Genomic DNA, 12,967 nt, shown 5'->3' on the forward strand with positions numbered 1-12,967 from the left:
CGTCCCGACAGCCTATGCGATGGCACTATCTTGGCGCATAACTTTTCGGAATTATGCTCTGGCCACTCTGCGGAAGGCAGGAAATCATATGCGGACCCTCCCTGACGCGTTCATTCCCGAACTGCCGGGCCACTACAGCGGCAAGGTCCGCGAAAACTACGATCTGGCGGATGGCCGGCGCATCATCATCGCCACCGACCGGCTCAGTGCCTTCGACATCATCCTGACCTCGATCCCCTACAAGGGAGAGATACTGACCCAGACGGCGCGCTACTGGTTCGAGGAAACCGCCGATATCTGTCCGAACCATGTTCTCGAATACCCCGACCCGAACGTCGTCGTCGGCACGAGGCTCGACATCCTGCCGGTCGAGATCGTCGTGCGCGGCTATCTGGCGGGAACCACCAGCACCTCGATCCTGACGCGCTACAAGCGCGGCGACCGCGACATGTACGGTATCCGCCTGCCGGACGGTCTGCGCGACAATGAAAAGCTGGCCGAGCCGATCATCACGCCGACCAGCAAGGCCGCGCATGGCGGCCATGACGAGCCGCTGTCGAAAGCCGAGATCCTCGAACAGGGTCTTCTCACGCAGGCGCAGTGGGACACCGTGTCCGGCTACGCTTTGCGGCTGTTCGCCCGCGGCCAGCAGCGCGCCACCGAGCGCGGCCTGATCCTGGCGGACACGAAGTACGAATTCGGCACCGACAGGAACGGGACCATCATTCTTGCCGATGAAATCCACACCCCGGACAGCAGCCGGTACTGGATCGCATCGAGCTACGAACAGGCGCTCGCCGACGGCAGCCGGCCGGAGAGTTTTGACAAGGATTTCGTCCGGTCGTGGGTCTCGGCGCGCTGCAACCCCTACAGCGACCCGATACCTGAGATACCGGCCGAGATCGTCGAACAGGCGTCGCATGTCTATGCGCAGGCCTATGAGGCGATCACCGGCAAGGAGTTCTCTCCGGACCTTTCCGGGAACAGCGTGCTCGATCGCATTCGCACGAACCTCAGGCGCTATTTCTGATCGATCTTCGCCGGGTGATGCGAACTGCCGTCCCATGGCCATGCCCAGGGTCTACGAACTCGGGGTTAACCGGTCCTCGGAAACCTTCGCCGGTGTGTTGGCTGACGGAGCAAACGAAAAAACCGCCTGTGCGGCGGGTCACTGGCGCAAATCAGCACCATAGGCAAAAAATGTACCATAGCTGAGGGCACCCAGTCAAGAAAAAATTCCTATCGTGAAAAAGCTGCCCGGCAAAAGGCTGCCGACACCGCGCGCCGGCTGTCGCAGGTCTTTTGCCAGTCCGAGCCTGTGGCCATGCCGTGGCTCGTTGACCTTCTGGCGCCGTGACGATACGGGATCGAGGGCAGCCAGTCTCGAAGGATTTCTCGCATGGTGCACTACGCTGAAGGACGGCCGCTTGGCGATCTGACGCTGCGCACCCTGGCCATGCCTTCGGACGCCAATGCGGCGGGCGACATCTTCGGCGGCTGGGTGATGGCGCAGATGGATCTGGCCTGCGGCATCCGCGCCGCCGAGCGCGCCAAGGGCCGCGTCGTGACGGCGGCGGTGAAAGAGATGTCGTTCGCCAAGCCGATGAAGATCGGCGACACGCTGTGCATCTACACGCATGTCGAGCGCGTCGGCCGCACCTCGATGACGCTCAAGGTCGAAGCCTGGGCGCAGCGCTACCTCTCCGACCTGATGGAGAAGGTCACCCATGCCGATTTCGTCATGGTGGCGCTGGATGGCGAGGGCAAGCCGAAAGCGGTTCCCGCCGAAGGCTGACGCAAGCCGAAAAATCAGAACCGCACTTCCATCGTGGCGCGGACGCCCTGGTCGGCCGCCTTCTTCCCGAACTGACCGGAGTAGCTGATCCCCAGCGTGGTGCTGTCGGCGATCCGGAAATCGAGCCCGGCCCCGACGATGGCTGTATCCCTAGCGATCGGCACGCCGGCAATGGTGAAGAGGTCGCCACCGGCGAAGGCCATGTCTGCGGTCGGCGTGGTGTCGCCGAAGGCATGACGCCAGCCGAGCGTACCCTGCGCGGTTGCTTGCATTCCGCCGAGGTCGAAGCCGGCCGAGGCCCGCAAGCCGAGCGTGGTGAAGGTGGTCTCGGTGGTCGAGGCAGCGGATGTGAGTGCGGCGGCGCCCCCCTTTTCCGTGAAGCTGTCGGTGTGGAGGTTGACATAGGCGAGACTGGCGAAGGGCTCGAAGGCAGCCATGCGCGTCTCGAGGCGATAGCCGGCCTCACCGAAGACCTGCGCGGTGCCGGCATCGTATTTCGCCGTCAGCGCATCGACGAAGCCTGGAACGACGACGTTGCGGCTGGTGTCGATCCGGTTCCAGCTGTAGGCGACGCCGCCGCGCAGGCCGAGGCCGTCCCACTGTCTACCGCCATAAAGGCTGATGTGATAGGTGTCGCTGGAGCCGGAAGAGGCATGATCGTCGACGTCGAAACTGGCGTGGCTGTAGCCGGTCAGCAGGCCGACCCGCCAGGCTTCGCCGATCACGGTGTCGGCGCCGGCGAGGAAGCCGCCGGTGGAGCGGTCGAGGCCGGCGGCATTGCCGTCGCCGCTCGCCGTGCCCCAGGAGCCGAAAGCCTGCCCCCACACGACGAAACGGCTGGTGTCAGCCTCGACCAGCTCCGGGCCGCCCTCGCCATAAGCCATCACTGGCATGGCGGGAGCGGCGACGTCGCCCATGGCCGCCCGGACGCGGGCGGTTGCGGCATCGGCGACGAAGCGGCTGTCCTCGATCAGCATCCCCTTGGCTGAGGCATGAACCTCGCCCGACGCGGCATCCAGCGCCAGGCGCGCTGCGTCCTTGTCGGTCATGAGCAGCATGGCCCATGCAAGCGCATTGCCTTCGCCCAGCCGATCGAGGGCTCCGGCGGTCGCGAACTGGTTGCGGGTGGTGGCGACGTTGGCGACCGCGACGTCGTTGCGCGCCAAGGCGAGGGTGATGTCGTTGCCGTCGCCGCCCTTGTAGTTGATGAGATGGTCGAGGAAGAGAAGGTCGTTGAGGTTGCCGACGGAGGCGAAGGTGCCGGCGACATCGGCAGCGCCATTGTTCTGGATGATCGTGTACGGCCCGTTGCGCAGGTTCCAGCTCTCGGCTGTCGCCGGCGTCAGGACCAGGTTGAGCGTGGCGCCTGATATGTCGACCGTGCCGCCGACGATCAGCCTGTCGGCGCCGGATGGGGTCGCCTCGACCTCCAGGACGCCATGATTGACATAGTTGCCGCCGACCGCCTGGACGCCGATGGAATTGCCGACGCCGTGCGTGCCGAGGATGGTGACATTGCCGCCCATGGTGCCGATGCCGCCAAGGCGCGCGCCGGAATCCACCGTGACATCGCCGGCGAGGCTCGCTGTGCCATGGCTGGCGTCGCCCACCACCAGCGTTCCCATGTCGACGGTAGTCAGGCCCGCATAGCTGTTCTGTCCGTTGAGCGTCAGCTTGCCCGCGCCGGTCTTGGTCAGAGAGCCGTTTCCGGAAATGGTGCCGCCGATGACGTCGTCATGACCGAGCGCGCCGAGCGAAAGCTGCGGCGCCAGCTGTGAATCGTCGATTAGTATGGCCCCGTCGCCAGACAGCGAACCGACATCGAGCACGGAGTCCTGGTTGCGGAAGCGAACCAGCACGCTGCCGCCGGCGCCGTTGAGGATGGTTGCATCAGCCGCCTGCGATGCCTGCTGGAAATCGAGCGTGCCGCCGGCCTCGTTGACCAGCGTCGCCGTTCCGCCGTCCGAATGTCCGTAGAAAATGGTCGAGCCGCCATTCCGGTTGGTTATCGTGGCGTCCCCGGCGGAGGAAGATACATTGCTTGAGTAATCGTCGTCGAAGGTCGTCCTGCTGAAATAATACGGTATGCCCAGGCCGTCATTGACGATGGTAGCATTGGCGGCGCTTGCTCCTGTGAAGGTGACCGAGCCGCCGCCCTGGTTGATGATGCTGGCCGTGCCGGCATCGGTTCCGGTGCTGAAATTGAGCCCGCCAGTGCCGTCCTTCGCCAGAATGATGGTGGCCGCGCCGGCGGTCGCATTGCGCAGGAAGTTGAGGTCGCCCAACCCGACGGTGATCGAGAGATCCTCGGCACTGACCGGATTGGCGGCGTCGTTGCCCGAGAAATAGAGCTTGGCCCATCCCCCGCTTCCGTTGGAGTTTATGGCGACCAGTCCGTCGCCGAGCGCGCCTGTCGCCGTCACGACAAGGCCGCCGCCGCGCACCGCCGTGCCGCCCGAATAGCTGTTGGCGCTGTTCAGCGTCAGCATGCCGGCGCTGGTCTTGGCGAGTTGCCCGTCACCCGAAACGACGCCGTCGAGGATGAGGTTCTTGCCGGCGCCGACATCGAACGTGCCGCCGCTTGCGCCGAGGATTATCTGGCGCTCCAGCGTGAAGTTGAGCGGATTGCCGGTCACCTGCAGCGCGCCGCCGTTCAAGGTCAGGGCGCCCGAGACATCGCCCAGCGACCAGTCGCCGCCGATCCTCAATGTGCCCTGGTCGACGGTCCACGACGTCACCGCGCTGGTGCTGCCGGTCAAGGTCCATGTGCCGTTGCCGGTCTTTTCGTAGATGCCGAAACCCTGGTATTGCTGTCCGACGCCTGAGACGTCGAAGCTGCTGTCGACGTTCCCGCCGAGCCTCAACGTGTCGGCCGCGCTGAAGGCCTCCACAGTGCCGCTGATCGCCGAGCCGGCCCGCAGCTCCAGCGTATTGACGCCGCCGCTGAACCGGATCGCATCAGCCTGGGGGCCGTTGCCGTCGATCGAGAATCCACCGGCGATGGTGCCGCTGTTGGTCACGGTGAGGCCAGCCCCGGCAATGCCGACCCCTCCGGATCCGGCAAGGTAGCGTTGATCGGAATAGCCGCTGGCGCCACCTGTGCCGCCCTGCACGGTGCCGCTGTTGTCGATCGTGCCGCCACTCGACATGACGATGCCGCTGCCACCACCACCGCCGGTGCCACGCGAATAGCCGCCACCACCGCCACCACCACCCGCAATGGTGCCTCTGTTGATCAAGGCAATATGGGCTCCAGAGAACATGGCGCCGCTGCCGCCGTCGCCTCCGCCGCCGCTATCGGCAACACCGGCACCGCCGCCGCCGCCGCCGCCGCCAACGATACGACCGCCGCTGTTGGCGAGAGAAGCATCGTCTACGGATGAGGCGACGCCATTGCCGCCATTGCCGCCGACACCTCCGTTGCTGCCGCCGCCACCGCCACCGCCGCCCGTGATGAAGCCGCCATCGTTGATCAGGGTGGCAGCGGAACTGCCGACGCCACCGTCGGCACCGTCGACGCCGACGGTTCCGCCGGAACCGCCGGAACCGGCCACACTGCCATTGCTGCCGCTGCTGCCGCCGTCGCCCAAAACTCCCCCGGTGCCGCCGGTTCCGGCTGCGCCTGCGCCGCTCCCGCTACCACCCTGGCCGCCGCCCCGGCCCGCGGAGTTGGTCGCGCCATGTCCGCCAGCACCGTCGGCCATGGCGGGGCTCCAGGCCAGGGGGGCCAGGAGGCAGGTCGCGAGAGCGGTCGAGCGCAGCAGGCTTCGCTTCGAGACGATGGCAATTCCTGTCAAGGCCAAGCTCCCCAGATCAGCACCGACGCAGTCGTGCATGTCCCCGGGCATAGCACCCGAGACCAAGGGCGGGTATCGTTGAAACTAGCTATGCCCGCCGCGCCGGGATCGGCCGGTCAGGCCGCGGGCACATGCAAGGCCAGCACGGTTTCGCCGCGCCGCGACCGCGTGTCGAGCGTACCGCCCAGCCGTCCGGCCCGTGCCCGCATCGAGCGCAGGCCGGTGCCCGGGACGGGCGCTTGCGAGGCGGCATCGAAGCCGACGCCATTGTCGTTTATGGCCAGGCTCAGCGTCTCGCCGCGCCGGTGCAGGTCGATGACGACGCGGCTTGCCTGGCTGTGCTTGAGCACGTTGGTCAGGCCTTCCTGCAGGATGCGGACGAGATCGAGGCTTCGCGCGAGCGACAGGTGGCAGTCCTCCAGCCCGGTCAGGTTCCACACGCAATCGATGTCGCGGCTTTCGCATGCCAGCGTGTGGCGGCGGCGCAGCGGCGCGATCCACTCGGCCAGCGACTGGCCGCCCGTCTGGTCGTCGGCGGCGGTGTCGATGATGACCCGCAACTCGTCGCGCAGTTCCTTGAGGACGGACAGGAAGCGATCGGCCGGCAGGTTCTGCGGCGCATGCTCCAGCATGGCGATCGAATTGACCAGGGTGCCGCCCATGCCATCGTGCAGATTGTGGGAAAGGGAGACGCGCTCGGCCAGCCTGGTGTTGGCCAGGGTGACCTCATGCTGCTGATGCAGCGTGAGGCCGAGTTCTTCCCTGGCGGTTTCGATCTTGGCCGTGAGCTCATCGTTGAACCCCTCGATGCGGCGCATATTGGCGACGAAGTTCCAGGCCAGCACCAGCGCCATGCCGACCATCTGAAAGTGGGATGTCAGCGTGACGTAGTAGACATTGCCAAGAAGGATGCCGAGATAGGTCATCAGGTCATGCAGGATGGCCACGATGGTAAGCGCGTTGACGATGTGAAGGACGATGTGGTCCAGCCGATTGCTGCGCCAGGTCAGGCCGATCGACAGGAAACAGGCGCCGATGTAAAGCAGCGACCAGAACAAGGCCAGCAGGTTGAGCATCGGGCCGAGTTGGGAATGCGGCGTGGCAAACAGGGCCGCGGCGCCGATCGCCAGCGCGGCCCACAGCACGGCTTCCCCCCTGGGAAAGCGGCGCTCGGCAAAGCGGATGACAAACAGCACGAAGGCGGCGGCCATGACCATGAAGGAGAGCATGATAAAACGCTGCCAGGTGTCGGTCGCCCCGAACGGCCAGGGGCTCGTCACCACGAAATTGAGCGAATAGCAAAACCACGCAATCGTCATCAGGGCGAACCAGCCATAGGCCTTCAAGCTTCGGCGCAGCAGCCAGACGACGAAGAAAAAGGTGCCAAGCGCCGCGGTGACGCCGAGATAGAAGACCGGCAGTTCGCGGCGAATCCAGAATTGCTGGACAAAATGGGCACGCGTCGCCGAAGGCGGGCCGATCAGGACCGGACCAAGGCCTGGCTGGTACGGCGCTAGGCCCGAGACCCTGATCAGCAGCGTGTTGGTGCCGGCATGCAGGACCGGGGAAGCGAGCTGCCAGTAGCGGGGCACGTTCCATGAGCGCGTCAACGGCTCGACGAGGAATTCGTCGCGGCCGAGTTCCGCGCCGTTGACAGAGATCGATCCGGCCAGTGTCCAGTAGTTCAGCGCGAGGCCTAGCGGCTCGGCCGCGTCGGGCCTGTCGAAGGTGAGGCGATACCAGACCACGCCGTCGAAACCGGGCCAGCGCGTCGCCCAGTCATCGGGCAAGGTCACGCTGGTCCAGCCGGCGGCCGGCGGCGCGGCGGCGTCCCAGCCGGATCGAACGGCCTCGATCGTCTTGAACGGCACGGCCCCGTCGGCGCCGAGGGCGATGCCGCCCGGCGCGAGGAGCAGGAATATCAGGGCAAGAAGCCTTGCGACCGCGCCTCGAAAATCGCTTCCGTCCGGGATTTGACCGACAGCTTCTTGTAGATGTTGCGAATGTGGCATTCGACCGTGAACCTGGAAAGGGAAAGGACCCCCGAAATCTCTCGATTGGTAAGCCCCTTGGCAACGAGGTTGAGGATCTCGACCTCGCGCGGCGTCAAGGGAGGCGGCGGCGCAAGCGCGGGCTTGCCGCGCCCCGGCCTGTCGGTGGAGGAACGGGCGCGCCCGGATGACGCCGGCGCCGACACCAGTTCCAGGATGCGCCGGGCGATGAAGGGATCGATCGGCGCGCCGCCGCGAATGGTGCTGCGGATCGAAAGTGACAGCTCGACGTCGTCGCGCTCCTTCAAGAGATAGCCGGTCGCTCCGGCATGCAGGGCTTCGAGGATGGTGTTTTCGTTGCTCCAGGCCGAGATGACGAGAATCGGCAGCGCCGCGTCGTGCTCGTGCAGGGAGCCGATGAGGTCGATGCCGTTGCCATCGGGCAGGCCGACATCGACCAGCGTCATGGCGAAGGGTTGGTCGACGAGCAGGGCCTTGGCCTGCGCGATCGACCCGGCGAAAAACAGCTCCTCCTGAGCGTAGCCAAGGCCCCTCAGGATCGAGCGCAACCGCACCTGCATCATCGGCTCGTCCTCGACGACAAGCAGCGGGCTCGGCAGCAGTGCTTCCGATGGCAGGTCGATGGCGGGATGTTCCTTGGACGACATGAACCTCGACGCGAATGGCGGCTTTCACCTGTAGCAGCCGGGCGGAAAATACCCAACCGATCGTACCCAGTCTGCCATGGATCGGTTGCCGCCGACATAGCTGGGATCAGGTAGAGCGAGCCGGGTATGGCCGTTTGTAACAGGGGCCATGTGGCGGACCTGTTTCGTGACATCCAACGGTTGCCTCCATGCCCGATCCTGCTGCAATCGGAGGAGAGACAATGCGTCAACATCTGCTGAACGGTTGGCTCGTGGCGGCCCTGGTCGCGACGACCTGCCTGCTCGGCGTGACCGCTTACGCGGAGGTGAAGGAAGACATCTCGCGCGTCGCCTGCACGCGTGGAGGACAGGCTCCTGGCGAGCGGGGCGCACGGTGTGATACCTGTGCCGCCGCGCGATGTGATGTGCGCGCATCAGGAGCCTGAGCGGCAGCCGTCAGGGGACCGCATGAGCGGCAAACCGCCAGCCAAAACGGCGCTTGCATTCGGGCACAATCCGCGCAGCCGAGATAGAATTTCCGATCAGACAAGCCGGATGTTGCGTGCGGGGTTGAATCCCTTGCGGCGAAAGGGTTTCAGACGCGGGCGCCGTCGAATTTTTCGCGCGCCGCCTTGACGCGCATGGTGTTGGCGCGCGCCCATTCGCTCAGTGCGCTGACGGGGATCAGCAGCTCGTGGCCGAGCTCGGTCAGCTCATAATCGACGCGCGGCGGAATGGTTGGAAACACGGTGCGGGTGACGAAGCCGTCACGCTCCAGCCCGCGCAAGGTGGTGGTCAGCATCTTCTGCGAGATGCCGCCGACGGCAGCGCGCAATTCGTTGAAACGCAGCGGTCCGTCGCCCAGCTTGCCGACGACCAGAACGGTCCATTTGTCGCCGACGCGCTGCAGGATTTCCGAGATGGCGCGGCAGTCTTCGGAGCGGTGTGGGTGCCTCGGTAACAAAAAAGTGCCTTCTTGTGCATCGCGTTTGCAGTATCTCATATAGCGCAGGTATCCAAATGATACCAGTACTTCGTGCAAGGAGAGCCCTTATGTCCAAACCCAAAATTGCCATCGTCGTCGGATCGACGCGCGCCGCTCGTTTCGCCGATGTGCCAACCCATTGGATCGCCAAGATCGCCAAGTCGCATGCCGACATCGATGTCGAGATCGTCGACCTTCGCGACTTCCCGCTGCCGTTCTTCGACGAAGTCGCATCCTCCGCATGGGCGCCGTCGCAGAACGAAGTGGCACAGCGCTGGCAGAAGAAGGTCGCCGAATTCGACGGCTTCATCTTCACCGCCGCCGAATACAATCATGGCCCGACCGCCGTGCTGAAGAATGCCATCGACTACGCCGCCAATGAATGGAACAAGAAGCCGGCCGGCTTCGTCGGCTATGGCAGCGTCGGTGGCGCTCGCGCCGTCGAACAGCTCCGCCTTCATGCCGTCGAATTGCAGATGGCGCCGGTCAAGTCGGCCGTCCATATCGCCTGGGGCGATTTCCTCGCCGTCCGCCAGGGCGAGAAGAAGCTGGAAGACCTCGAGCATCTGAACCAGGCCGCCACGGCGCTGGTCAACGACGTTGCCTGGTGGGCCAAGGTGCTCAAGGCAGCGCGTCAGGCCGACGCCGTCGCCGAGGAAGTCAAGGCGGCCTGACCGCCGGTTCGATTTATCCTCCCAAGGATCCGGGGCGGCGCTTGCGCCGCCCTTTTTCAATTATAGCGGCTCAAACCGAAAGCTGGCGCCGGATCGGACGACGCGGCCGATACCGGGCGAATCCAGATGCGCGCCGGCGACGAAACAATGATCGTCGGCAGCAAGCGCCAGCAACCGCAACCGGCTTTCGCGCGCCTGGTCCTGATCGGCATCGAATTCCCACGTCACCTCAGGTCGATCGAACTGGAGCGATGGGACGTGAACGGTGTCGCCCCAAATCAGAATGCGTTCGCCACCGCTCGAAACACGAAAGCAGCTGTGTCCCGCTTCATGGCCATGAGCGTCGACAATGTCGACATGTGTCCCGATACGGTCTCCGGCCTCGAAGGGTTCCGCCATGCCGTGAAATCGTTCGAGCCGCGCTTCGGCGCGAAAAAAGCCGAGTTCTTCCCCGGGAACGAGCAAGCGCGCCAGGCGCGGGAAAGCGTCGCGGCCGTCGGCAAGCACAAGACCATGGATGTGGTCGAGATGGGTGTGGGTGAAACAGACGGCACGGACTCGTCCGGCATCGATGCCAGCTTCGTCCAGCGCCTCGGGAAGTCGGCCCATGGTGGGATGCCAGGCGTTCGAGGCACCGGTATCGATCAGGATGATTCCGTCTCCATCGTCAATCGCGAAGGCATTGACGGACAGTCTGAGTTGACCACCAACCAACGCCACTTGTTGCGGCAATTCATCGCCAAATGGCTTGTCGCCGGGTTGCCGAAGCCGTCCGATCGGCATGTCGACATAGCCATCGCGCAAGGAGGTGATGCGCAAGTCACCAAGATCGTAGGTCTGATAAAGGTCGCCCGAAGCCATGCGGTGCATTTTTTCCGATCCGTTCTGCAGACAACCGGCAACATGCGACGGGCCAGCTGCGTCGGCAACCCGCCCCGTCAATTCGATCTGTGCCATGGGTGCGTGCGTCGCCTGCCGTGGCCGGATGATGCAGTCGGCGAGGCGGTCCGTTTCGTTCAACTCGCCGGCATGGTGCTGATACCCTGATGTCACGATAGCCTCGGCCCAATCGGGGTTGGACTGCTACATCGACCGGGCTGCCATCTGGTCGCGCCCTTTGCCCTGATATATCCGGCTGCGATCCGTCACATGAGTGAAGCCGTGAAGACATCCAGCCTGACCGGCGCCGTTTCCCCGATGATCCCGGTGCTCGTATGCGCGCTTGCGATCTTCCTGCTGTCCGGGATGGATGCGGCGATGAAGATCCTGGTCATCGCGGTCGGGGTCTACAACACCTTGCTGTGGCGCAGCATGGTCGCGGCCGTGGTCGCGGGCGCAGCCTGGTTGGCGGGACCACGCTTAAAGCCGACCATTCCGGTGCTGAGGCTGCATGCGCTGCGTGCCGCAATTGTCGGCGTCGTGCTGATATCCTTCTTCTGGGGCTTGGCCAGGCTGCCGCTCGCGGAGGCGATCGGGCTCAGCTTCGTGGCGCCCTTGTTTGCGCTGTTTCTCGCCGCGCTGCTGCTGGGCGAACGGATCCGACGCCAGGCTGTCTGGGCATCGTTGGCCGGCATCGCCGGCGTCGCCATCATCATGGCCGGCCAGTTCGGGCAGGCAGACTATTCGCAGGACGCCATGCTCGGCACGGCAGCGGTGCTCGTGTCGACGGTGTTCTACGGATACAATCTGATCCTCGCCCGGCAACAGGCGCAGTTGGCCAAGCCGATCGAGATCATGCTGTTCCAGAACCTTTGCGTTGCCATCCTGCTCGGCCTCGCGGCACCCTGGCTTGCCGTCGCCCTGCCGAGCGATCTTTGGCTTCCTTTGGCCGGGGTGACGGTGCTGTCGCTCGCCGGGCAATTCCTGATGAGTTGGTCCTACGCCCGCGCCGAAGCGCAATATCTGATCCCGACGGAATACTCGGCCTTCATCTGGGCGGTCGCGCTTGGCTGGTTCTTCTTCGGCGAGGAGGCGACCTGGACCACGCTGACGGGAGCGTGCCTGATCGTCGCCGGCTGCCTGATCGCCGCGCGGGCCAATCCCAGGCTTGCCGAGCCCATCGAAGTGACGGTTTGAACGTCGACGTTCAACGCCCCGCAGGATCGCGAAATACCCCAGTCTCCACCTCGTGCATGAAGTGAGCGATGAGAGCCGCGCATTGGCGATGATGCGTTTCGAGAAGCATGTGCCCGCTCTCAAAGACATGGATTTCGACGGCGTCGAGATCGCGGCTGTAGGCCATGATCTCGTCCAGCGCGAAGAAGGCGTCGTGGCGCCCCCACAGCACCAGGCATGCTGGCTTTTGGTCGCGGAGATAGGCCTGGATGGCCGGGAAGCGCGCGATGTGCGAACCATAATCGGTGAAGAGTTCGAACTGAATGTCGGTGTTGCCGGGCCTCGCCAGGCGCTCCGTATCGAGATACCAACCCTCGGGCGGAAACAACACTTTCAGACGCTCGGGGAGACCACCGATATACTGATTTCGGGTCCCCTCGAAATTCATCCAGTCCGGCAGTCTGGCGCGGTTTTCTTCAGTCGGTTCGGCGAAGAACGCCTTCGGCGCGTCCCATTCCGGTCCCAGCCCCTCGTCATGAGCGTTGCTGTCCTGGGCGATCAGGCCGAGGATGCGATCCGGACGCCGTGTGGCGAGATGATAGCCGACGGGCGTGCCGAAGTCAGTGATGTGGAGGAAGAATCGCTGGAGGCCGAGGGCCTCGATGAAGGCTTCGATCGTGCTGGCCAGGTTGTCGAACGTGTAGTCATAGGCATCGATGGAAGGGGCGGACGAAAAGCCGAAACCGGGCAGATCCGGCGCCACCACATAGGCTGTCTCCGCCAGCGGTTCGATGACATTGCGATAGACGTGCGACGAAGTCGGATATCCGTGCAGCAGCAGGATTGCCGGTCTGCCGGGATCGCCGGCATGACGGTAGAAGATGTCGAGGCCGTCGACATTGATGGTTTCGTGGCGGGTCTTGTAACGATTGCTGCACATCCTCTCCCTCCCAGGGGTTCCGCGCCGATCTGGCGACGCGCTGGCTTTGACACCACGTATCCGTATGATAGTGGTTACATCAT

10 protein-coding genes are annotated in these 12,967 nt (G+C 64.5%); 4 read left to right on the forward strand and 6 right to left on the reverse strand.

Translation table 11 applies throughout. The annotated features are described in order from the left end of the window. Window positions 1-88 precede the first annotated feature (88 nt). The gene (locus AC0NIL_RS11415; RefSeq protein ID WP_275952442.1) at window positions 89-1,030 is read left to right on the forward strand and encodes a phosphoribosylaminoimidazolesuccinocarboxamide synthase; all 942 of its coding nucleotides are present in this window, start codon (window positions 89-91) and stop codon (window positions 1,028-1,030) included. Window positions 1,031-1,399: 369 nt separating this feature from the next. Continuing rightward, complete coding sequence (locus AC0NIL_RS11420) at window positions 1,400-1,795, forward strand: acyl-CoA thioesterase (protein WP_013530049.1); 396 nt, start codon at window positions 1,400-1,402, stop codon at window positions 1,793-1,795. 14 nt (window positions 1,796-1,809) lie between these two features. On the opposite strand, the gene AC0NIL_RS11425 is transcribed toward AC0NIL_RS11420, so the two are convergent. From AC0NIL_RS11425 to AC0NIL_RS11440, 4 genes are all read right to left on the reverse strand, one after another. Continuing rightward, on the reverse strand, window positions 1,810-5,592 hold the full coding sequence (locus AC0NIL_RS11425) for an autotransporter domain-containing protein (protein ID WP_473573556.1): 3,783 nt from the start codon (window positions 5,590-5,592) through the stop codon (window positions 1,810-1,812). 116 nt (window positions 5,593-5,708) lie between these two features. Beyond that, a complete protein-coding gene (locus tag AC0NIL_RS11430) occupies window positions 5,709-7,463 on the reverse strand; it encodes a sensor histidine kinase (RefSeq protein ID WP_164755432.1) in 1,755 nt (584 codons plus the stop codon). 50 nt (window positions 7,464-7,513) lie between these two features. Beyond that, window positions 7,514-8,251, reverse strand: a complete 738-nt coding sequence (locus AC0NIL_RS11435) for a response regulator transcription factor (protein ID WP_275952445.1) — start codon at window positions 8,249-8,251, stop codon at window positions 7,514-7,516. 574 nt (window positions 8,252-8,825) lie between these two features. Further along, window positions 8,826-9,194, reverse strand: a complete 369-nt coding sequence (locus tag AC0NIL_RS11440) for a winged helix-turn-helix transcriptional regulator (RefSeq protein ID WP_024504168.1) — start codon at window positions 9,192-9,194, stop codon at window positions 8,826-8,828. An 89-nt stretch (window positions 9,195-9,283) separates the two neighbouring features. Here AC0NIL_RS11440 and AC0NIL_RS11445 point away from each other — a divergent pair, with 89 nt between their 5' ends. Then, window positions 9,284-9,889 carry an NADPH-dependent FMN reductase gene (locus tag AC0NIL_RS11445; protein WP_473573555.1) on the forward strand — a complete coding sequence of 202 codons (606 nt, stop codon included), beginning with the start codon at window positions 9,284-9,286 and terminating at the stop codon, window positions 9,887-9,889. Window positions 9,890-9,949: 60 nt separating this feature from the next. On the opposite strand, the gene AC0NIL_RS11450 is transcribed toward AC0NIL_RS11445, so the two are convergent. Further along, on the reverse strand, window positions 9,950-10,846 hold the full coding sequence (locus AC0NIL_RS11450) for an MBL fold metallo-hydrolase (protein ID WP_473575084.1): 897 nt from the start codon (window positions 10,844-10,846) through the stop codon (window positions 9,950-9,952). A gap of 192 nt (window positions 10,847-11,038) precedes the next feature. On the opposite strand from AC0NIL_RS11450, the gene AC0NIL_RS11455 reads away from it, so the two are divergent. After that, the gene (locus AC0NIL_RS11455; RefSeq protein ID WP_127366204.1) at window positions 11,039-11,965 is read left to right on the forward strand and encodes a DMT family transporter; all 927 of its coding nucleotides are present in this window, start codon (window positions 11,039-11,041) and stop codon (window positions 11,963-11,965) included. Window positions 11,966-11,975: 10 nt separating this feature from the next. On the opposite strand, the gene AC0NIL_RS11460 is transcribed toward AC0NIL_RS11455, so the two are convergent. Beyond that, the gene (locus AC0NIL_RS11460; protein ID WP_473573554.1) at window positions 11,976-12,884 is read right to left on the reverse strand and encodes an alpha/beta fold hydrolase; all 909 of its coding nucleotides are present in this window, start codon (window positions 12,882-12,884) and stop codon (window positions 11,976-11,978) included. Window positions 12,885-12,967 lie beyond the last annotated feature (83 nt).

This window comes from Mesorhizobium sp. WSM1343 (assembly GCF_055901535.1).